This is a genomic window from Mycobacterium sp. 852002-51152_SCH6134967 (assembly GCF_001667105.1).
Lineage (GTDB): Bacteria > Actinomycetota > Actinomycetes > Mycobacteriales > Mycobacteriaceae > Mycobacterium > Mycobacterium neumannii_A.
In genome coordinates this window covers 147,222-167,659 of record NZ_LZIK01000063.1, presented here as the reverse complement: position 1 = coordinate 167,659, position 20,438 = coordinate 147,222, and the positions used below count along the sequence as shown (strand labels likewise).

Annotated in this window: 21 protein-coding genes; 4 read left to right on the top strand and 17 right to left on the bottom strand. The window is 67.1% G+C overall.

The window, feature by feature from the left end; all coding sequences use genetic code 11:
* Positions 1-65 precede the first annotated feature (65 nt).
* Positions 66-824 (top strand): isocitrate lyase/phosphoenolpyruvate mutase family protein, encoded by a 759-nt coding sequence (locus A5790_RS19760; protein WP_066848020.1) that lies wholly within the window; start codon positions 66-68, stop codon positions 822-824.
* A 10-nt stretch (positions 825-834) separates the two neighbouring features.
* Positions 835-1,128 (top strand): hypothetical protein, encoded by a 294-nt coding sequence (locus A5790_RS19755; protein ID WP_066848017.1) that lies wholly within the window; start codon positions 835-837, stop codon positions 1,126-1,128.
* 51 nt (positions 1,129-1,179) lie between these two features.
* On the opposite strand, the gene A5790_RS19750 is transcribed toward A5790_RS19755, so the two are convergent.
* The gene (locus A5790_RS19750) at positions 1,180-1,614 is read right to left on the bottom strand and encodes an Hsp20/alpha crystallin family protein (RefSeq protein WP_066848014.1); all 435 of its coding nucleotides are present in this window, start codon (positions 1,612-1,614) and stop codon (positions 1,180-1,182) included.
* A 210-nt stretch (positions 1,615-1,824) separates the two neighbouring features.
* Between A5790_RS19750 and nirB the strand changes: the two genes are divergently transcribed.
* Positions 1,825-4,380 (top strand): nitrite reductase large subunit NirB, encoded by a 2,556-nt coding sequence (gene nirB / locus A5790_RS19745; protein ID WP_066848356.1) that lies wholly within the window; start codon positions 1,825-1,827, stop codon positions 4,378-4,380.
* Complete coding sequence (gene nirD, locus A5790_RS19740) at positions 4,377-4,724, top strand: nitrite reductase small subunit NirD (protein WP_066848012.1); 348 nt, start codon at positions 4,377-4,379, stop codon at positions 4,722-4,724. The genes nirB and nirD overlap by 4 nt, the downstream gene beginning before the upstream one ends.
* An 84-nt stretch (positions 4,725-4,808) precedes the next feature.
* Here nirD and A5790_RS19735 read toward each other — a convergent pair whose 3' ends face one another.
* From A5790_RS19735 to A5790_RS19660, 16 genes are all read right to left on the bottom strand, one after another.
* Entirely contained in the window at positions 4,809-5,489 is a 681-nt protein-coding gene (locus A5790_RS19735) for a sirohydrochlorin chelatase (protein ID WP_066848010.1), read from the bottom strand.
* A complete protein-coding gene (locus tag A5790_RS19730; RefSeq protein WP_066848007.1) occupies positions 5,486-6,634 on the bottom strand; it encodes a uroporphyrinogen-III synthase in 1,149 nt (382 codons plus the stop codon). Before A5790_RS19730 ends, A5790_RS19735 begins: the two co-directional genes overlap by 4 nt.
* Positions 6,635-6,820: 186 nt before the next feature.
* Positions 6,821-7,390 (bottom strand): GNAT family N-acetyltransferase, encoded by a 570-nt coding sequence (locus A5790_RS19725; RefSeq protein WP_066848005.1) that lies wholly within the window; start codon positions 7,388-7,390, stop codon positions 6,821-6,823.
* A gap of 26 nt (positions 7,391-7,416) precedes the next feature.
* Positions 7,417-8,304, bottom strand: coding sequence for a 5-oxoprolinase/urea amidolyase family protein (locus tag A5790_RS19720; RefSeq protein WP_066848003.1), 888 nt, complete (start codon positions 8,302-8,304; stop codon positions 7,417-7,419).
* Positions 8,301-8,981 (bottom strand): allophanate hydrolase subunit 1, encoded by a 681-nt coding sequence (locus A5790_RS19715; RefSeq protein ID WP_066848001.1) that lies wholly within the window; start codon positions 8,979-8,981, stop codon positions 8,301-8,303. The genes A5790_RS19720 and A5790_RS19715 overlap by 4 nt, the downstream gene beginning before the upstream one ends.
* A gap of 75 nt (positions 8,982-9,056) precedes the next feature.
* On the bottom strand, positions 9,057-9,740 hold the full coding sequence (locus A5790_RS19710; protein WP_066847998.1) for a queuosine precursor transporter: 684 nt from the start codon (positions 9,738-9,740) through the stop codon (positions 9,057-9,059).
* Positions 9,741-9,752: 12 nt separating this feature from the next.
* A complete protein-coding gene (locus tag A5790_RS19705) occupies positions 9,753-10,670 on the bottom strand; it encodes an ABC transporter substrate-binding protein (protein WP_066847995.1) in 918 nt (305 codons plus the stop codon).
* Between the two features lie 13 nt (positions 10,671-10,683).
* Entirely contained in the window at positions 10,684-11,796 is a 1,113-nt protein-coding gene (locus A5790_RS19700; protein WP_066847993.1) for a YeiH family protein, read from the bottom strand.
* Between the two features lie 168 nt (positions 11,797-11,964).
* Positions 11,965-12,774, bottom strand: coding sequence for an SDR family oxidoreductase (locus tag A5790_RS19695; RefSeq protein WP_066847989.1), 810 nt, complete (start codon positions 12,772-12,774; stop codon positions 11,965-11,967).
* Between the two features lie 80 nt (positions 12,775-12,854).
* On the bottom strand, positions 12,855-13,661 hold the full coding sequence (locus tag A5790_RS19690; protein WP_066847988.1) for an MOSC domain-containing protein: 807 nt from the start codon (positions 13,659-13,661) through the stop codon (positions 12,855-12,857).
* Positions 13,662-13,666: 5 nt separating this feature from the next.
* Complete coding sequence (locus A5790_RS19685) at positions 13,667-14,023, bottom strand: STAS domain-containing protein (protein WP_066847985.1); 357 nt, start codon at positions 14,021-14,023, stop codon at positions 13,667-13,669.
* The gene (locus A5790_RS19680; RefSeq protein ID WP_066847983.1) at positions 14,020-15,105 is read right to left on the bottom strand and encodes a B12-binding domain-containing protein; all 1,086 of its coding nucleotides are present in this window, start codon (positions 15,103-15,105) and stop codon (positions 14,020-14,022) included. Before A5790_RS19680 ends, A5790_RS19685 begins: the two co-directional genes overlap by 4 nt.
* The gene (locus A5790_RS19675; RefSeq protein ID WP_066847981.1) at positions 15,102-16,760 is read right to left on the bottom strand and encodes a PP2C family protein-serine/threonine phosphatase; all 1,659 of its coding nucleotides are present in this window, start codon (positions 16,758-16,760) and stop codon (positions 15,102-15,104) included. The genes A5790_RS19680 and A5790_RS19675 overlap by 4 nt, the downstream gene beginning before the upstream one ends.
* A 169-nt stretch (positions 16,761-16,929) precedes the next feature.
* The gene (locus A5790_RS19670; RefSeq protein WP_066847979.1) at positions 16,930-18,090 is read right to left on the bottom strand and encodes an NDMA-dependent alcohol dehydrogenase; all 1,161 of its coding nucleotides are present in this window, start codon (positions 18,088-18,090) and stop codon (positions 16,930-16,932) included.
* Positions 18,091-19,545 (bottom strand): aldehyde dehydrogenase family protein, encoded by a 1,455-nt coding sequence (locus tag A5790_RS19665; protein ID WP_066848353.1) that lies wholly within the window; start codon positions 19,543-19,545, stop codon positions 18,091-18,093. It abuts the gene before it with no gap.
* A 27-nt stretch (positions 19,546-19,572) separates the two neighbouring features.
* Positions 19,573-20,361, bottom strand: coding sequence for an SDR family oxidoreductase (locus A5790_RS19660; RefSeq protein ID WP_066847977.1), 789 nt, complete (start codon positions 20,359-20,361; stop codon positions 19,573-19,575).
* Positions 20,362-20,438: the final 77 nt, after the last annotated feature.

Here is a 20,438-nt window from a genome sequence, read left to right as displayed (position 1 = left end):
GATGCTAGCTCCATCATGCAGTGCACCGTGAGACAGATCACGTCAAACTAAAAGGAGACGGCCCGATGCCCGACCAAGTCCTGCAAGAGCGGGCCGAGGCCCTGCTGGCCTTACACGTACCGGGGAACCCGGTGATCCTGCCAACCGTCTGGGACGCCTGGTCGGCCCGGCTGGCGGTCGACGAAGGATTTGCTGCGCTCACCGTCGGAAGCCATCCGCTGGCCGATTCCGTCGGTAAACCGGACCAGGAGGGCATGTCGTTCGACGACGTGATCGCCCGCGTCAAGCAGATCACCGCTGCCGTCGACGTGCCGGTCTCGGTCGACCTCGAGTCCGGCTATGCCCAGCCGCCCGCGCGGCTCATCGACGGCCTGCTGGAGGCGGGCGGGGTCGGGTTCAACATCGAAGACACCGTGCACAGCGAGGATGGCCGGTTGCGCTCGGCGACCGAGCACGCGGAACTCGTCGGCGCGCTGCGTGAGGCGGCGGACGCGACCGGCGTGCACGTGGTGATCAACGCGCGCACGGACTTGTTCCTGCGCCAGGACGGCGACGAGTCCGACCGGGTCGATCGCGCGATCGCGCGGTTGACCGAAGCCGCCGCCGCAGGAGCCGACGTGCTCTACCCCGTCGGCCGGCATGATCCGGACACGTTGCGGCGCTTGACATCCGAGTTACCTCTGCCGGTGAACGCGATCGGGCTGCCCGACCAGGACGACCCCGCGTCGTTCGGGCCGCTCGGTGTGGCGCGAGTCAGCTTCGGACCGTTCCTGCAGCGCGCGCTGTCGGCACAGGCCAAGGAACTGTTGCAGCGCTGGGTCTAGGACGAAAGACGTGCCCGACGACGATTTGAACTGGCAGGACGACCAGTCGCTGGTGATGGCTGCGGGCGTGGTCGCGGCGGTCCTGGTGGCGATCCTGATCTACGCGGTGGTCCGCACCTCGGACGCGGCCAGGGTGCCCGCTTCGGTGCCGCCGCCGGCGGCGACGTCGATTCCGCTGTCGTACACCACCACGACGACAACCACCCCCAGCTACACGATGCCGAGCGTGGAGACGACCGAGATCAGGGCACCGGAGCCACCGCCGACCACCACCGCCGCGGCCCCCACGACGACCGAGCGTTGAGACGACGAAGCCGGTGGAACCGAAGTTCCACCGGCTGCCGTATCGAGGTGCTTACTTGTTTTCGATCGCGATGCGCTGCGTCTGGCGGCCCTTGTGGGCGTCGGGGATCCGCACCGTCAGCACACCGGTGTCGTACTCGGCCTTGATGTCCTGGCCGGTGACGTGCTCGGGGAGCTTGAACGATCGACGGAACGACCCGTACCGCACCTCGCGAAGCGTGCGGCCATCAGTCTCTTCGGACCGCTCGTCGCGACGTTCGCCGTGGATCACGAGGTAGCCCCGGTCGACCTCGACGTTCACATCCTTCTCGACGTCGAGGCCCGGAAGCTCGACGCGGACGAGCGCGTCGTCGCCCTCCCTGACGATTTCCGCGGCGGGGGTGAACGCCCCCGCGGCCCAGCTTTCAGCGGTCGCGGGACCGAAGAAGTCGCGTACCCAACGGTCCAGATCCCACGTGGGACGAGTGCGTAATGCCAAAGTGCTCATGTCTGCCCTCCTCGCTGTCGAACCGGCACTGTGCCGGTTTCTCAATCAGTAAAACTTGAGTCACCCACACTCATATTCCGCTAGGTCGTTCGCCGCGAGCGAAGCCGCAGCATCGGGCTCACAGCGGCCGCGGGTTGATGTGAGCACACCGTGATCGCTGCTTCACACGAGGCGACATTGCGGCAATATCGGCTGCTTAGCGTCGGCGGCATGCGGTCAACAAGAAACGTGGTCGTGGTCGGCCACGGCATGGTCGGTCACCGATTCGTCGAGGCGCTGCGGTCCCGTGACGCCGACGGCCAGTGGCGGGTGACGATCCTCGCCGAGGAGGCCGACGCCGCCTACGACCGGGTCGGGCTCACCGGGTACACCGAACACTGGGACCGCAGCCGGTTGGCGCTCGCGGGCAACGACTACCCGGATGACGAGCTGGTCGAGCTGCGGCTGGGCACGCGGGTCACCGGGATCGACCGGACGGACAAGGCGGTGCTGACCGCTGAGGGTTCCCGCATTCCGTACGACGCCTTGGTGTTGGCGACCGGCTCGTATGCGTTCGTGCCGCCGGTGCCGGGCCGCGACCTGCCGGCCTGCCACGTCTATCGGACCCTCGACGACCTCGACGCGATCCGGGCAGGCGCCGAAACGGCACTCGCGTCGAAGGCGCCCGTCGGTGTGGTGATCGGCGGTGGCCTGCTCGGCCTGGAAGCGGCGAATGCGCTGCGCGCGTTCGGGTTGAAGACCCACGTCGTCGAGATGGCGCCCCATCTGATGGCCGCACAGCTCGACGAGGCAGGCGGCGCACTGCTGAGCAGGATGGTCAAGAGCCTGGGCATCGAGGTGCACACCGGTGTGGGCACCGAAACCATCGCGCCGGCACAGCGCAACCGGCCGCTGCGCAAATCCGACCAGGACGACTCAGTGCGGTTGTCCCTCAACGACGGAAGCCATCTCGACACCGGTCTGATCGTGTTCGCCGCCGGCGTGCGCCCGCGCGACGAACTCGCTCGCGAAGCGGGCCTGGACATCGCCCAGCGCGGTGGTGTGCTGACCGACCTATCCTGCGCCACAAGCGATCCCGACATCTACGCCATCGGCGAGGTGGCCGCGATCGAGGGCCGCTGCTACGGGCTCGTCGGCCCCGGCTACACGAGCGCGGAGGTGGTGGCCGATCGCCTGCTCGGTGGCGCCGCCGAGTTCCCGGAAGCCGACATGTCGACCAAGCTCAAACTGCTCGGCGTCGACGTGGCCAGCTTCGGCGATGCCCAGGGCCATACGCCCAACTGCTTGAACGTCGTGGTCAACGACCCGGTCAAGCAGACCTACGCGAAGCTGGTGCTCTCCGATGACGCCAAGACCCTGTTGGGCGGGATCCTCGTCGGTGACGCGTCGGCCTACGGTGTGCTGCGTCCGATGGTCGCCAGCGAGCTGCCCGGTGACCCGCTGTCGCTGATCGCACCCGCCTCCGACGGCGACGCACCGGCTTTGGGCGTCGGCGCGCTGCCCGACATCGCGCAGATCTGCTCCTGCAACAACGTCACCAAGGGTGACCTGAAGGAGGCCATCAGCGGCGGATGCGCCGACGTGCCCGGCCTGAAGAAGTGCACGCTCGCGGGCACCTCCTGCGGTTCGTGCGTGCCGCTGCTCAAGCAGCTGCTGGAAGCCGAGGGCGTCGAACAGTCCAAGGCGCTGTGCGAACACTTCTCGCAGTCGCGCGCCGAGTTGTTCGAGATCATCAGCGCCACCGAGATCCGCACGTTCTCCGGGTTGATCGAGAGGTTCGGCACCGGAAAGGGTTGCGACATCTGCAAACCGGTGGTTGCGTCGATCCTGGCCTCGACGAGCAGCGAGCACATCCTCGACGGGGAGCAGGCCTCGCTGCAGGACTCCAACGACCACTTCCTGGCCAACATCCAGCGCAACGGCAGCTACTCGGTGGTGCCACGGTCACCGGGCGGTGAGATCACACCGGAGCAGCTGATCCTGATCGGCGAGATCGCCAGGGACTTCGGCCTGTACACCAAGATCACCGGCGGACAGCGCATCGACATGTTCGGCGCCCGCGTCGACCAGCTTCCCGAGATCTGGCGCCGCCTCGTCGACGGCGGCATGGAGTCCGGGCACGCCTACGGTAAGTCGTTGCGCACCGTCAAGAGCTGTGTCGGCTCCACATGGTGTCGCTACGGCCAGCAGGATTCCGTCGACATGGCCGTCGAAATCGAGAAGCGCTACCGCGGGCTTCGCGCACCACACAAGATCAAGATGGCGGTGTCGGGATGCGCGCGCGAATGCGCGGAGGCGCAGAGCAAAGACGTCGGCGTCATCGCCACCGAACAAGGTTGGAATCTTTACGTCTGCGGCAACGGCGGCATGTCGCCCCGACACGCGCAGCTGCTGGCTGGCGACCTCGACGACGAGACGTTGATCCGGTACATCGACAGGTTCCTGATGTTCTACATCCGCACCGCCGACCGGTTGCAGCGCACTGCGCCGTGGCTGGAGGCGATGGACGGGGGACTGGACCATCTCCGCGATGTCGTCTGCAACGACTCCCTGGGCTTGGCAGCCGAATTCGAGGCCGCGATGGCCCGCCACGTCGAGGGCTACGCATGCGAATGGAAGGGCGTACTCGACGACCCGAACAAGCTGTCGCGCTTCGTGTCGTTCGTCAACGCCCCGGACGTCGCTGACCCCACAGTCGAGTTCACCGAGCGGTCCGGCCGCAAGGTGCCCGTCCCCATCGGAATGCCGAAGGTGCCCCAAAGATGACAACTCTCAACGATATCCAGGTCTGGACGACAGCCTGCCGCTACGACTTCCTGATCCCGAACCGCGGGGTCGGCGTGTTACTCGCCGACGGCAGCCAGGCGGCGCTGTTCCGGCTGGACGACGGGTCGCTGCATGCGGTCGGCAACATTGATCCGTTCTCAGGCGCGGCGGTGATGTCGCGCGGCCTCGTCGGCGATCGCGGCGGCCGACCGACCGTGCAGTCACCGATCAAGAAGCAGGCCTTCGCGCTCGATGACGGCGTGTGCCTCGACGATCCCGAGTTCTCGCTGCCGGTCTACCCGACGCGCCTCACCGCCGACGGCCACGTCGAGGTCCGCGGCTGACCCTTACCCGTCTTGCGCGAAATTGCATTCCAGCAGCGAAAGTTCGAGTGAACACCTGCTGGAATGCCATTTCGCGGCGGTGAGTCAGGCTGCCAGCGGAACGCGGGCGCGGCGGAACCGGTTGGCGATCAGCCGCACCATCGCGGGATGGGTGCCCAACGGGTCGGCGACCGCGTCGGCACCGCTGGCCCGCAGCCGGTCCTGAAACAGGCCCTCGGCCAACAGGTAAGAGGCCACGACCGCCCGCCGCGCACCAGCGCGACGCAGCCGTGCCACCGCGTCGGCGACGCGCGGCTCACCGGTCGCGGCGTACGCCAGTTCGACCCGCTCGCCGATCACCGCCGACAACAACGCCGACGTCTGGCGCAAATCAGATAGTGCACCGGGATCGGACGTGCCCGCCGCCGCCAGCACCACCGAATCGCCCGGCCGCCAGCCGCACTCGATCAAGCGATCCATGAGTACCCGCGTCAACGCAGGGCTGGGTCCGAGCGCCTCGGACACGGTCACGTCGGGATGCCCACTGGCCGCGACGTGTGCGGGGATGTCGACGTTGACGTGATATCCGCGCGCCAGGAATGCCGGCACGAGGATCGTCCGATCGGACAACGTCTGCAGCACTTCGCTCGGTGTCGGGCCGAGAACGTCGACGAACGCGACGTGGATCGGGGTGCCGAGCACCGTCGACACCCGGTCGGCGAGGTTTCCGATCAGCGCGACACCGCTCTGTTTACGCGTGCCGTGCGCTACCAGCAGATAGCTCACGGCGCACTCACCAGGTTGTCCTCGACGGCCAGGCGGTAGCCGCGCTTGACGACGGTCGACACGATGTTCTTGTCGCCCAACGCCGTTCGCAGCCGCAAGACGGCGGTTTCGACGGCGTGGGTGTCGGTGCCGGTGCCGGGCAGAGCCCGCAGCAGGTCCGCGCGCGACACCACCGCTCCCGGCCGGTGGGCGAGCGCGCGGATCGTCGCCATGCCCGCCGGCGACACCGGCTTGACGACACCGTCGACCAGGACGCACGTGCCGCGGATCTCGAGCAGGTGCCCGGCCACCCGAATGGTGCGCGTGCACAACAGCGGCAGTTCATCGGTGATGTGACGGGCCAACGCCCCCAATCGCATTCGCTCCGGAGCCGACGTCGGTACACCCAACCGAACCAGCGGGCGGGCGGTCACGGGGCCGACGCACATGGCGTGCACGTCCCGGCGGAAGGCGGCGATCACCTGGTTCTCCAGGCCCATCTCCTTGGCCCGCAGCAACACCGACGCGACAGCGGGCGCCGACGTGAAGCTGACCGCATCGAACTTCTCGTCGGCGATGCCGGCCACCAGTTGGTCGAAGTCACCGTTGTGTGGCGCCGGATGCCACCGGTACACCCGGATCGGCACGACCTCGGCACCCGCGGCGCGCAACTCGTCGAGGAACTCGGGAAACGGGTCCCAGTCATCGGTGGCTCCGTGCAACTGCACCGCGATCCGCTGCCCGGCGATACCGCCCTCGACGAGGTAGTGCAGCAATTCGCGTGACGACTCCGAGTCGGGGGACCACTCCTCGGGCAGCCCGGCGGCGCGCAGCGCACCGGTCGCCTTGGGGCCGCGCGACACGACGCGCGCCTTCGCGAGCGCGGCGGTCAGATCGTTGGCCAGCCCCCAGCCGTCGGCCGCGGCGACCCAGCCGCGGAACCCGATGCCGGTGGTGGCGATCACGATGTCGGGCGGGACGTCGATCAGGCCCTCGGTGTGGGCACGCAGTTCGTCGTCGTCGGGCAACGGCACCATCTGGATCGCCGCCGCGCTCGTCACCGTCGCACCGCGGCGGCGCAGCAGTGCACTCAGCTCGTCGGCGCGCCGAGCGGAAGTGACGGCCACCCGGAATCCGGTCAGCGGCGCCCAGTCCGGCTCAGTCATGGAACCTGTGTAAGCAGCGCATGTTTCCAAGTGATTACTTGGCCATTTCCGAGGCGTGTCGGCACCGCCCGCAGCCTGCAGAACGTCATGAAACCCGACGTTAACGAGGCGTTATTGCCTCAACGTGCCGCGCGGTGACCCCGCCGTGAAATTCCCCTCACCCCACACCCGGTGTGGGTGTGAGTCTCACCAGACGTCGCCGTCGCGCCAGTCGCAGGTGATCTCGGCGCTGGTGTCGAGTTCCACACTGACCGGCAGCACGAACAGTGCGTTGTCGTCGTCGGGAGTGCGAGTCAACCCGGCCGGTGCCAACACCGACGTCGGTCCCTGCCACGGCAGCCAACCGCGGGCGGTGTAAATCGGCCTGCCGGCTTCCGTCGCGCTGAGGGCCCCGAGCTGATACGCCCCGCGGATCACCTGCTCTGCGGCGTCCATCACCGCGCGAGCCAGGCCCTGCCCACGCCAGTCCTCACGGACCGCGACCGCTTCGACGTAACCGCACCGCAGCGCGGTATTGCGGTACAGCAGCCGCCGCTGCACCACTGCCGCATGCGCGATCAGCGCACCGTGGTCGAAGATCATCGCGTGCATGCCGCCGAGCGAGTGCTCCCAGTCGACGTCGGTGAACGAGCCTTCGAAGGCGTCGATCACCATGCGCTTGGCGTCCGAGCGCGTCTCCGGGTCGAGGTCGGAGGTATGGATCAGCCGTGCGCTGTGGATGCGCACGACGGGAGCGTACGGATCCTGAACATGCACACTGCTTTTCTACCAGCGCGGTGAGACTAACGGTCCCCGAACGGTCGGCGCGGCCGCGACCAATGCATCCGCACCGTTTGCCCGGGTCGCACCTGAGCAACCTTGTCGATGTCCTCGTCGGCGACCACACCGATCACCGGGTACCCGCCCGTGACCGGGTGATCCGGCCCGAGAATGACGGGAAAACCGTTCGGCGGCACCTGAATTGCGCCCCTCGTGGCACCCTCGCTCGACAGTTGCCGGTCCGGCCAGCGGTACTCGAGTGGCCCGCCGACCAACCGCATGCCCACGCGGTCGCTCTTGTTGGTCGCCTGCCAGTTCGTGCGAATCAATACATCCGGATCGACGAACCAGTCGTCGCGCGGGCCGGGCACCACCGTCAACTCGAGCACGTCGTCCTCGATGGCCGCGACGGGAGCCTGGTCGAGCTCGGGGAAGTCCTCGGTGTGCTCGCCGACGGGCAGCACATCGCCCGCCCGCAGCGGCTGCGGACCGATCGCCGACATCACGTCATACGACCGCGAGCCCAGCACCGGTTCGACGTCGATGCCGCCGCGCACCGCCAGATATGTCCGAAGGCCGGCGCGCGGCGCGCCGAGCGAGATCACCTCACCGTCGCGGGCGTAGTGAATGCTGTTGGTGCCGAACAACACTCCGTCGACGGAGGGATCGGTGTCGGCGCCGGTGACCGCGATCGCGATATCGTCACCGTGCACCCGCGCCGCCAGCCCGCCGAACGTCACCTCGATGGTGGCCCGATCGCCGGGGTTGGCCACCAGCCGGTTGGCCAGTGTGTGCGAGCTGCGGTCGGCGGCACCGGAGCGGCCCACGCCCATATGCGCCAACCCGGGCCGGCCCAGGTCCTCGACCAGAGCCAACGGGCCGGAGCGCAGGATCTCCAGCGTCGTCGTCATGACTTGACCGCCCGGAACTGGACCCACATGCCCGATGTCAGCAGCGCCGGGTTGTCTCGGTTGATGTCCCACAGCACCGCGGAGGTGCGGCCGATCAGCTGCCAGCCGCCGGGCGACTCGCGCGGATAGACACCGCTGAACTCGCCCGCCAGACCCACAGCGCCGGCAGGCACCTTGGTCCTCGGCTCGGATCTCCGCGGCACCTCGAGCCTGCGGTCACCGCCGACGAGATAGGCGAAGCCCGGTGCGAACCCGCCGAACGCGACCCGCCACATGCTGCCGGTGTGTGCGGCGACGACGTCGTCACGGGTCAGCCCCGTCAGTCGGGCCACCTCGTCGAGATCGGGTCCGTCGTAGACGACGTCGATCGTGAGGTCGGCGTGGCCGCCGGCGGGCGGTGTCAGCTCGGCCTCCGGATCGGCGTCGATGCGCAACCCGCCGAGACGCTGTCGCGTCGGCGCCTGATACCCGGGCTCGGCTAGCTTGACCAACACGGTTCGCGCGGCGGGCACGATGTCGAGGACGCCGGGCAGGTCGGCCCGTCGGATCGCCTCGTTCCACGCCAGCACCTCGGCGGTGGTGCCGAACTCGAGCAACAGCGCCCGATCCCCGTAGTCGCGGATCGGCATCGCGCCGGCGCCCGGCACGTCACGTTCCATTTCGGCTGTCACGGTCATACCTGCGAAATTACCCGCGAGTAGCTTGCAATACGCCTGCTCTATGAGCCTTGCCAGAGGAGTTTTAGCGATGCCTCAAGCGGCGGGCCGATACGTCGGCTCGCGGCGCTTGATGAAGGCGATCACCCGGTACGTCACGGGCAGCACGACCACTTCCACCGCGGTCTTGTAGACCCATCCCAACGCGGCGTACACCACGAACGAGCGCATGTCGCCGAATCCGATGATCGGTGCGGCGATGGCACAGAACACCAACGTGTCCGCGAACTGGCCGACGACTGTCGAGCCAAGCAATCTGGCCCACAGGTGCTTCTCTTTGGTGCGTGCCTTGATACGCACCACCACCCAGGCGTTGACCAACTGTCCCACCAGGAAGCCGGCCAGTCCGGCGGCCGCCAACCCAGTGATGGACGCGACGGTGCTGGCAAGCGCCTCCTGGTTGGTGTAGTCGGGCGCAGCAGGGAGGTGCACGGTCGCCCACAACACGAGTACCGCCAACGCCTGCATGCAAAAGCCGATGATCACGGCGCGCCGGGCGGCTTTGAACCCGTATACCTCGCTCAACACATCACCGATGACGTAGGTGAGCGGGAAGACGAGGAATCCACCGTCGGTGAGCAGCGGGCCGAACGCGACGCCTTTAGTGGCGGCGATATTGGAGATCAGCACCAGGCCGGTGAAGACCGCGACCAGCGTCGGATAGTAGGCCGATCCCGTGGTCGCGAACCCGCGGTGTTCGGCCTCAATGTCGGCGGTCACCGCGCAATCTTCTCAGGCGAGGGCCTGGGCGATGCGCGCCGGCAGTTGGTCGGCCACCAAGGGATAGGACAGCGGTGAGGCGAAGGCGATCGCGCCCGCGAGTTCCTTGCCCGTGAAGACGTTCGCCTTGCCGCGCTCGGCGACCCTCGGCGCGGCCAGCAGCGCGGACTGTTCCTCGTCGGACTCGGTGGCCCAGATCAGCACGTCGGCGCCGAGTCCGTCGGTGACGTTCAGGCCCATGGCGGTGAGGAACTCGGTGCGCCATGCGGGCGTCAGGGCTTGCGGTTCCCCATTGTCCAGGCGGCCGTGCAACAGCGCCGCCGTCTTGCCCGCGAAACCGGGATTGCTTTCGGCGACCGCGATGAACTTGTCGCCGACGGCGACGAGCAGCGCCTGCATTTCGTCGTGTTTGAACACCGCATGCCCGATGGTGGTGGCCTGGTGTTTCCACGGCTCGAAGAACGCCTCGGCGCCGGACTGCGCGACGGTCGGCGCGATCTCCGACAGCCTCGAGTAGGTGTCCGAATCGAGTCCGGCGTTGGTGGCGACGATGAGGTCGGGGTTCAGCCCTGCGATCTGGTCGACCTGAATGCCCTCGGCGAGGCTGAGCACGGCTGGTTGTGCAGAGCCGAGTTTGGCTCGCGCCCAGGGCCATACCGCGAACGGTTCGCCTCCGAACCAGTCGGTCACCGCGACCGGTACGACGCCGAGCGCGAGCAGGTCGTCCTGCTCGGTCAAACCGGCGCTGACCACCCGCTTGGGCGGCGCGGGGATTTTGGTCTCGCCGAAGGCGTGCTTGACGGTGACCGAGCCGTCCTTGGCCACGGCGCCGGGTTTGTCCGAACCGCAGCCGGCCGTGAATCCCGCGGTGACGAGCGCCGCGCCGGCGGTCATCGTCAGGAAGCCTCGTCGATTCAGCCCCGTGGCCACCCGGCGAGCGTAGCTAACCGACCTGGAAGTTCCCGAACAACACGACGGCCAGACCCAGTGCCACGACGATGTTCACCACGGTTGCCGAGGCGAACAACGCGACCGGTCGCCAACCGGCCTCCCTGAGTCCCCTCAGAGAGAACTCGAGACCGATCGCGACGAACGCGAAGATCAGGAACCACGTCCGCAGGTCGTTGACCGTGCTGATCGCCGACTTGTCCCCGCCCCACGCCAGATACAGCGTGCCCACCATCGACGCAGCGACGAAGCCGAGCACGAACTTGGGGAAGCGCTCCCAGAACTGCCCGATCGACGGCCGCGCCTCGGCGCCCGATTTGCGCTCCACCTTCAGCGCGAAGTAGGCGGTCAGCGCGATTGCGACGACCCCGATCAGCGCGTTCTGGGTGGTCTTGACGATCGTCGCGATCTGCAGCGCGTCCTCCCCGGCGATGGCCCCGGAAGCGGCGACGGCGGCCGTGGTGTCGATGTTGCCACCGATCCAGGCGCCGGCCACCGCATCGGAGAGGTTGAAAACGTCCGCCAGCCAAGGCAACAGGAAGATCGACGGCAGCGCGAACGCGATGACCAGGGACGCCGCGTAGGCGAGTTGCTCGCGTTTGGCCTGCACGGCGCCTGCTGCCGCGATGGCCGCGCTCACCCCGCAGATCGACACCGCCGATGCGAGCAGCGCACGCAGTTTGTCCTCGAGCCGCAGCACTCCGCCCAGCCACCAGGTGAAGCCGAACACGATCGAGATCAACAGCAGCGCCTGGACGATCGCCGGGCCGGCCGCGGTGACAAGCACCTTGAGGTTGATCGACGCGCCGAGGAGCACCAGGCCCGTCTTGATGAAGAACTCGGTACGGAAACCACCCGACAGCGCGTCGCGAAGGGCCAAGCGTGACAGCACGACGTTGCCCAGTAGGCCCAAAGCGATGGCGTAGAACGGGAATTCGATGGATTTCGCGACACGCTCGAACGCGGTGCCGTCGGCCCACTGCGGCACGTGCGTTTCCAGGTAGCGCGTGACGGCACCCAGCGCGAGCACCACGAGAACCCCGGCGACGGCGTAGCCGACCCCCGAGGGTGAGGTCTGCGGCTTCGTCGTGGTCGTCTGTTCGGTCACGGGATCGCGCTTCCCGGAATCGCACCCACCAGGATGAGCGCGAGCAGCGAAAGGCCGACAATGACCGCGAGCCAGTCCTCGTTCATGCGCGGACCGTATGTCGGCCGCCGCGTAGGGGACATCCGTTGCGATCAGCCCGATTTGAACCTCAACAGATGCCGGTGGGCGTCAGGATCGTGACAGCTTTTTGTTCGCGTAACGGGTCAGCCAGCCCGGCGAGAACCGGGAGGCGATGGTCATCACCTTGGTCTGTTTTCCGACGGGGAAGTGCACCTGGTGGATGGCGCGCCGCAGCCGCGACGGTTCGATGGCCTCGAGGATCGCGTCTGCGATGTCCTGTGCGGTCAGCCGGATGCCGAGCGAGTCCGTCGTTCCGGTCTTGACGTCCTGGGTCATCGCCGTCTGCACATATAGGGGCCACATCGCGATGACCCGGATGCCGTAGCGGTTCCACTCAATGTCGAGCGCCTCGGTGATCCCGCGGACGAAGAACTTCGTGGCGCTGTAGTTGGCCAACTCGGCCTGACCGTAGATCGCCGACGCGGAGGACAGGTTCACCACGACCGAGTTCGGGGTCTTACGCAGGAAGGGGAACGCCGCATAAAGACCGTTGACCACACCCTTGGCGTTGATGTCGATCTCCTTGTGGTGGCCGGCGATGTCCATTTCCTCGAAGCGACCGGCGCGCAGGATCCCCGCGTTGTTGATCATCACGTCGAGCCGGTCACCGGCGGCCTCGGCGAACTCCCGCACCCGCGCGGCCATCTCGTCGGGGTCGGTGACGTCGAGGTGGCCGGTGTGCACGACACCGCCCAGCTGCTCGATGTCGTCGGCCAGCGACTTGAGCCCGACTTCGTCGATGTCGTAGCCGCCGACGACGAATCCGTTGCGGGCGAACGTCAGCGCCGTGGCTCGCCCGATACCGGCGGCGGCCCCAGTGATGAAAACGGTCTTACCTGAGGGGGAGGGTTTCGTCATCACCTCTTCATACCCGCTTCCGCGACCCTGACATCAGGACGGTGGTGACAAGCCAAGGTGAGCGATCGCCGCATGGGGGGCTATCCGACGCGCACCTTGTCGCCGATACTGACGGTGCCGACCGCGACCACCTCGGCGTAGACCCCCGCACACGGCGCCTTACCGAAGCCCGGCACCTCGACGCGATTGTGTTCCAGCAGGTAGCGCACGGCGTTCGGAAGTCGTTCGGTCGCACCATGTCGCAGTGTCGGAACGGCGCAGCGTGGGGTGGGCAGGGTGACGCGTAGCGTGGCCTTACCGAGCTCGATTTGGGCTCCCACCCATTCGTTCTCGACGAAGGGCTCGGACCCGACGTCGATGACGACGTTGGGTCGGTACCGCAGCGCCTCAGCCGCGCCCACGCCGATCGCGTCGAGCGTGGCAGTGGTGATCAGATGCACCGGCGAGTGGTCGACGAACGCGCCGCCGGGTGCACCCTGCCCGAGTTCGAGCAGCACCGGTTCGAACTCGGCGTCGATGCCGTGTGCGAGCACCTCCATCGGATCGGAGCGCTCGAGAACCACGCCGGCAGCCCGCTCGTCGGCGACATGCACTGTGCGCCCGAGCACTTCGGACAGCGGCTCGGCCGCCTCGGTGACCGGCATACTTCGCCCGTCGGGCAGGGTAACCGTGACGCTTCCGTCCTCGCCGGTCGTCGACGCGCACTGCAACAGGGTGCTCCATCGCCGCGGGTGCTTGGCGGTGGCGACTCGTCCGGTCTCCTCGTCGATTAGGGCGTACCGGCGGTCGCCGTCGATGCCCAGCGGCCCGATCCGGACCCGGTCGCGTACTTCTCCGAGCATCGATTTCACGGGGTAGCGCTGCAGTGCGGACACCCGTCCGGCCATGTCGCTCAACCGATCTCGATTTCGTCGGGACGTGGGGAAGCGGTGGCCTCACCAGAGGTCAGATGTTCGAGCAGGCCGGTGATCTCGAGGACGCGGTCGAGCTGTCGTGGCCGATTGTCGAGGTGCAGCACGACACCGGAGCGTGTCACCTCCCGGTGGATCACCAGCAGCGCCGACAGCCCGGTGGAATCGAGGAACGCCAGCTCGGTGAAGTCGAGGTGCAGGTCTTTCACGCCGGTGTTGGTGGCGAGCATTTCGGAGACGGCATCCACCAGGGACGCGGTGTGTCCGTAGTCGAGGTCGCCCGCGACGTGGATGCGTGCCGAGGGAATCGTGACGTCAGACTTCAAGGTGAGCTTCATGCGATCGATGTGGTGTCGGAGGCCAGGGCGGTGCGCGCAGCGGCCAGGTGGCGCTGAGCTCGGGGAAAGTCTTGCAGCTGAGCGGACAGCAGCTCCAGTGCGGGGATCAGCGAGGCCGCCGGTACGTCACGGGAACTGAGCACCTCGGCCGTCCACACGATGAACCCGGTGAACAACTCGTGGTCGTCGATATAGAGCGCGGTCGCGAGGAAGTCGACGATGTGCGCGATGTCCTCGGTGGTGTGTTCGCGTTGCGCCTCGCTGTAGTCCCGCATCGCGGGGAAGCGGTTCTCCAACTCGGCGACGGTGGACTTGACCAGTTGCGGTTTGGCGGTGCTGATCATCGAGTACTCCTGGTCGGCCAGGTGCGGTAGCTGGTCCGCCGCCTGCCGGTTCGGGGTGAGGCGTAGTCGACCGATGTCGGCGCGCAGGCACTGCGCGGCGGCCCGGGCATCCGGTGCCCACGCGTCGGCACCGAGAAGCCGTGCGTAGCGGCCGTCGGGGCCGAACGCGGCGCCGCCGACGAGCACCGAGACGCCCGCGGCCTGGCACGCCGTGATCGCGGCGTGCGCGGTGGGCAGGCGAGTGGGGATCGAGCACGACAGCGCGACCGCGTCGGGTGCGTGCTGATGCAGATGCGCGATCAGGTGCGGAGTCGGCACCTGGGCGCCGAGAAAGTCCACCCGCCAGCCGCGCAGGCGCAGAACTTCCGCGAGCAGCCGGGCGGGAAGCGCGTGCCATTCCCCGTCCACGCAGGCCACGGTGACCCGCCCGGCCTCGTCGGTGGATTCGCCGGAGGGGTGCTGCGACAGAGCCGCGATGACGCGGTCGTTGATCGCGGTGGCCGCGTGCTCCTGGGCGACGGTGATCCGGTTGGCCGCCCATTCCGCGCCGACCCTGCGTTGGACGGGCGCGATCACCTCGAGTAGCGCATCCTCGGGCGTCAGTCCTGCGTCCACCGCCGCGAAGAGGACTGCAACCGCGGCCTGTTCGTCACCGTCGAGCGCCGCTTTCCACAGTCGCTCGCGCACCGCTGCGGGATCGGTCGCGGCTGTTCCCGCGCCGATGTCCGGTCTGCTCACGCTATATACCTGCCTGCAGTGTGGCCGTCGACCGCACTGAGATGTGTCCGGCGCGGCGCCGTGATGGCCACGACGGCCATGTCGTCGTGTTCCCGATCGGTTACCCACTGCGAGGCAAGCATCATCATCCGCTCGACAACCGCTTCGGCGGGCAGCGCCGCGCATTGCGCCAACGCACCGATCAGACGTTCTTCGCCGAAGGCCTCCTGGCCGAGTGGGCCGCCCCGGGCTTCGGACAGGCCGTCGGTGTAGAGCAGGCACGTCTCGCCGGGGGCGAGCGAGACCTCGGTCGAGCGCGCTTTGAACTGCGGCAGCGCGCCGACCAACATGCCGCGGGTGTCCGTCTGCTCCACCGTCCCGTCGTTCCGCACGATCAGCGGGGGTGGGTGCCCGGCGCAGGTCAGCCGTAACTTCAACTGACCGTCGCGGTGCGCGACGGAGGCGAGCACCACCGTGGCGAAACGGCTGTTGTCGGGGGTCAACAGCGCACTGTTGAGGAGTTTGAGCACCGCTTCGTGCTGATCGGCCAGTGGCGCGAGCGCTTGCAGCGTGTTGCGGATCTTGCCGCTGAGTACAGCGGCCTCCAGGCCCTTGCCGCAGACGTCACCGAGAACGACAAGGGTTTCGCCGTCGGCGTCCACGGCGGGATGAACGTCGTAGAAGTCGCCGCCGACCAGCTCGTGGTCTGCCGACGCGCGGTAGCCGCCTGCGAGCTCGAAGTCCCCGTTCGGTGTCAACGGAGGGGGCAGCAGTTCGCGCATCAGGGTGCGGGTGATCGCCGACTGTTCGGCATACAACCGCGCCGCGGAGAGCGCCGCACCCGCACGTGACGCGAACAGCCGCGCGAACCGTTCCTCGTTCTCGCTGAATGCCGTGTGCGAGTCGCGGCGCAACAACACGAGTGCGCCTGCCGGAACACCGTGGCCGGGCAGCGGTGTGATCAGGACCGACCCGACCTGCCCGACGAAGTGCGATGGAATCAACCAGTCGGGCACCGACGCGGGGTCGATCCAACGCGACGGGACCGGCGGGAACCCGCGAAGCGCCTCGCGCAGGCCCGACACCTCGGCGGGGTCGGCTTCCACGCTGCGGTGTTCGGCGGCACCGTCGGCTCCGCTGCAGACGACAGGCATCCGCTCACCCCTGACAGGTGCGACGACCACCGCGGCGTCCGCCAGATGACGCTCCGCCATCTGCGCGGTCGCCTCCATGCAGCGTTCGAAGTTCAGCGATGCCATCAGCACCGCAGAGACGTCGTCGAGAAGCGCGGCGCGCCCGCGTTCCCTGGCGAGCTCCTCGTGCGCGTCCTGCAGAGTCCGGTGGGTGTCTTCGACCAGCCACCACGCGACCTCGCCGCCGGGCAGCGCCGAGGGGCGTGCCTCGAAATCGCGCCCTGTGAGCTCGCCGATGGCCGACGCCTGCGCGGCGTCGGCCGACGTGTCTCGCAGAAATCGGTCATGGGCGCACGTCAACCACGGCGGCGCCGTGTCGGCGAACCCGGCCCCGACCTCGGCGTCCGGCAAGAGGGAGCGCGCGGAGTCGCTCAGTCCCCGTATGACACCGTCGCGGTCGACCATGACCACGGGGTGAGGAACGGACTGCCAGCCGGCTGCTTCGCCGGGCGCCTCAGTTCTCACGGTCCTGTCGCTGGTCATCGGTCACCGTGGAAAGCCACGTCGGAAATGGAAACCATCACACCCCTGCACTCACGCACATTCACTGTGAGGCGTGGGCTCAGCCCCTGAATGAAACCGACTCTACCCTGCACGGCTGCGAGTCGTTTCGAAACGCCGTCGCGGCTCGCGTGCTAAAAGGCGCTACTTACTAAAAAGCGATGACCCCACGGATGTTGCTTCCGGATCTCAGATCCTTCATTGCCTCGTTGATGTCGTCCAGCTTGTACTTCTGCGTTATCAGTTCGTCGAGCTTGAGGGTGCCCGCCTCGTACATCGACAGCAGTCTCGGCATGGCTTCGCGGGGGTTCATCTCGCCGTAGAGGACCCCTTTGAGGGTCTTACAGGAACTCACCATGTCGGGCAGGCTCAGCGGGACCATCAAGTCGCTGACTTTCGCCATGCCGGTGAGGACGCAGGTGCCGCCCTTGCGCAACAGCATCAGCGCCACCATCACGAGGTCGGCCGGCACAACTCCCGGCGTCAGTACGACGCGGTCGGCCATGACGCCCCAGGTGATCTCCTTGACCAGTTCCAGAGCGGAACCGGCGTCGACGGCGGTGTGAGTGGCGCCGAAGGTGGGAGCGATCTCGCGTTTGAACTCGTTGGGGTCGACGGCGACGATGTGCTTGGCGCCGGCGACCTTCGCACCCTGCACGGCGTTCATACCGATGCCGCCCACACCCACCACCACGACGGTGTCGCCGGGTTCGGTTCCTGCCGCCACCGAGCCGGAACCGAAACCGGTTGTGACACCGCAGGATACGAGAGAGGCCGCTTCCAACGGTACCCAGTCGTTGATCTTGACCAGCGAGCGTTCGGACGCCACCACGTACTCGGAGAAGGTGCCGACCTGCATCATCGCCATCAGGTCCTCGTCGCCGACGTGGCGCCTGCACGTGCCGTCGGTGGTCATGGCCTTGCTGTAGATGTCGGCGCCGACATCGCACAGATAGGTGTGTCCGGTCACGCACCAGCGGCAGGAGCCACACGCGGGGAAAAACGAGACCGCCACGTGGTCACCGGGTTTGAGCATCTTCACCTCAGGGCCGACGTCTTCGACGATGCCGGCTCCCTCGTGCCCGCCGAGCATCGGGAACCACTCCGGCACCGGCACGCCGGAGGCCCGCATCAGCTCTTCCATCTCTGGACTGGGCACGCTGTCGCCGGTGTAGAAGTGTTCGTCGGAATGGCAGATCCCGGCGTAGGCCATCTTGACCAGAACCTCACCGGCGCGGGGCGGGTCCAGTTCGATGTCGGTGACTTCCCAATCGATGCCCACGCCGCGCAACACGGCCGCACGTGATTTCATCTACGCCTCCTTCGGCCAGCCGACAGTCTTGGTTTCAGTGAAGATTTCGAGGCCTTCGATGCCGCACTGCCGTCCGATGCCGGATTGCTTGTAGCCGCCGAAAGGGGCGTCTGCGCCATACCAGAGGCCGCCGTTGATTCCGAGGGTTCCCGTGCGGATCCGGCTCGCGACCGACTTGGCTCGGTCCAGATCGTTGGCGAACACCACACCCGACAAGCCGTAGATGGAGTCGTTGGCGATGCGCACCGCATCGTCGTCGTCGTCGAATCCGATGACCGACAGCACCGGGCCGAAGATCTCCTCCTGGGCGATCGTCATCCGGTTGTCGACGTCGGCGAAAACCGTTGGCTCGACGAAGAAACCCTTCTCGAGGTGCGAAGGAACGTTGCCGCCGGTGACGACCCTTGCCCCTTCCTGCTTACCCTTCTCGATATAGCCCATCACCCGGTCCTGCTGGCGCTTGGAAACCTGAGGGCCTTGCAACACGGAGGGGTCGGTGGGGTCACCGTACTTGTTCTTCTCCATGGCGACCTTGACGATCTCGACCGCCTCGGCGTAGCGACTGTTGGGCACCAGCAACCGGGTCGGCATGGCGCAGCCTTGTCCGGCATGCATGGATATGAACGCGCTGCCGCCCACCGACGCACTGATGTCGCCGTCGTCGTCGAGTATCAGATACACCGACTTGCCGCCGAGTTCGAGGAACGTCGGTTTGACGGTGTCGGCGGCGGCCTTCATGATGCGCCGGCCGGTCGCCGTCGACCCGGTGAAGGCCACCATGTCGACGAGGGGAGAGGTCGAGAGCACCTCGCCGACCAGATGATCCGACGAGGTGACGATGTTGATCACCCCAGGCGGAATGTCGGTCTGCTCGGCGATGATCCGGCCGATGCGGGTGGCGTTCCACGGCGTATCGGGAGCGGGCTTGAGCACCATCGTGTTGCCCATGGCGAGAATCGGCCCGATCTTGTTGAGGATGATCTCGAATGGAAAGTTCCACGGCGTGACGACGCCGACGACTCCGACGGGTTCCTTCCACACCTCACGGGCGGCGAGGGTGCCCATGCCGAACGCATCCTTGTCGGGAAGTGTTCGCTTCCAAGGGAACTGGCTGATCATATCGGCCGGCCACCCAAGGGCTTCCTTGAGCGGCACGTCGAGCTGTGGTCCGAACGTGCTCAGCAGCGGGCAGCCGGCCTCCGCGATGAGCTCGCTGCGGATCTCCTCGCGTTCGGCCTCGAGCGCCGCCTGCAGTTGACGCAGTCCGGCGGCACGGGCCTGTCCGTCTCGCGACCAGTCGGTGTGGTCGAACGCGTGGCGGGCGGCCGCCACCGCCCGTTCCATGTCGGCGCGGGTGCCGTCGGCGGCGCCGCCGAGGACCTCCTCGGTCGCGGGGTTGACGTTGTCGAACTGCCGGCCTGTTTCTGATTCGACGAGCTTGCCGTCGATGAGCATGCGCGATTCGTGTGTCACGAGTGTCCTTCACCACTGTCGAAGTTCGGCCACCGCGCCCGACGGTCTGGGAGCCAATGTCAGGTATGGGATGAAACTGCTGTTTCCGCAACGAAGTACGTTGTGCACGACGTCAACGAGGTGATCGGCTTCCACCAGACCGCCCTGCATATAGCCGTTGTCCATCCAGAATCGGATGGCGTTCTCGAGCGCCTGCGGATCCCAGGTCTTGTTGAACTCGGTCTGGGAGTCTCCTTCACCGCCGAAGCAGTCGCCGACCGCCAGGCGGGTGAAGCCGATGTTGGGGTGTTCGATCCGCCAGGCCTCGACCAGTTTGTCCAACGCTGCCTTTGATACCGCGTAGGCACCCAGCAGGGGCCATGGGGCGGAGTAGGAAGCGCTGAGCGACGAGAGGTACACCGCCGAACCGGCGTTGGCGGCCAGGTGAGGTGCAGCGGCCGCGGTGATGAGTGATGCGCCGGTGACGTTGGTGGCGAAGAGATTTGCCCATTGCTCGGCCGTCACCTCGGTCAGCGGGGCGAGAACACCGACGCCGGTCGTGTAGACCAGCGCGTCGAGACCGCCGAATTCTTCGACGACGGCTGTCATGGCGCGTCGACAGGCATCCGCGTCCGTGACGTCACACGCGACGGCCACCGCACCGCTGCCCGCCTCCTCGGCGGCGTTCTCGAGGCGGTCACGACGACGCGCGAGGAACGCGACCCGGGCACCCTCCTTTGCGAGCCCGACACCGATGCAGCGGCCGAGACCCGCGGACGCACCGACTACGGCGACTCGCAGTGGTGGCGCGTCTGACATCAGATCTCCTTGAGACGAGGGCGAAGAAACATTATCAGTCCGGTAGAAGAACAATAATCAAAAATGGAAACGCTCAT

Excerpts from the sequence above, each read along its gene's own strand:
- A5790_RS19720 (WP_066848003.1), bottom strand. The coding sequence starts at position 8,304 with ATGACGACGACGCTGGAGATCCTGCGCTCCGGCCCGTTGGCTCTGGTC.
- A5790_RS19760 (WP_066848020.1), top strand. The coding sequence starts at position 66 with ATGCCCGACCAAGTCCTGCAAGAGCGGGCCGAGGCCCTGCTGGCCTTA.
- A5790_RS19660 (WP_066847977.1), bottom strand. The coding sequence starts at position 20,361 with ATGTCAGACGCGCCACCACTGCGAGTCGCCGTAGTCGGTGCGTCCGCG.
- A5790_RS19750 (WP_066848014.1), bottom strand. The coding sequence starts at position 1,614 with ATGAGCACTTTGGCATTACGCACTCGTCCCACGTGGGATCTGGACCGT.
- nirD (WP_066848012.1), top strand. The coding sequence starts at position 4,377 with ATGACAACTCTCAACGATATCCAGGTCTGGACGACAGCCTGCCGCTAC.
- A5790_RS19690 (WP_066847988.1), bottom strand. The coding sequence starts at position 13,661 with ATGGCCGGACGGGTGTCCGCACTGCAGCGCTACCCCGTGAAATCGATG.
- A5790_RS19675 (WP_066847981.1), bottom strand. The coding sequence starts at position 16,760 with ATGACCAGCGACAGGACCGTGAGAACTGAGGCGCCCGGCGAAGCAGCC.
- A5790_RS19685 (WP_066847985.1), bottom strand. The coding sequence starts at position 14,023 with ATGAAGCTCACCTTGAAGTCTGACGTCACGATTCCCTCGGCACGCATC.
- nirB (WP_066848356.1), top strand. The coding sequence starts at position 1,825 with ATGCGGTCAACAAGAAACGTGGTCGTGGTCGGCCACGGCATGGTCGGT.
- A5790_RS19670 (WP_066847979.1), bottom strand. The coding sequence starts at position 18,090 with ATGAAATCACGTGCGGCCGTGTTGCGCGGCGTGGGCATCGATTGGGAA.
- A5790_RS19715 (WP_066848001.1), bottom strand. The coding sequence starts at position 8,981 with ATGACCGTGACAGCCGAAATGGAACGTGACGTGCCGGGCGCCGGCGCG.
- A5790_RS19730 (WP_066848007.1), bottom strand. The coding sequence starts at position 6,634 with ATGACTGAGCCGGACTGGGCGCCGCTGACCGGATTCCGGGTGGCCGTC.
- A5790_RS19695 (WP_066847989.1), bottom strand. The coding sequence starts at position 12,774 with ATGACGAAACCCTCCCCCTCAGGTAAGACCGTTTTCATCACTGGGGCC.
- A5790_RS19665 (WP_066848353.1), bottom strand. The coding sequence starts at position 19,545 with ATGCTCATCGACGGCAAGCTCGTCGAATCAGAAACAGGCCGGCAGTTC.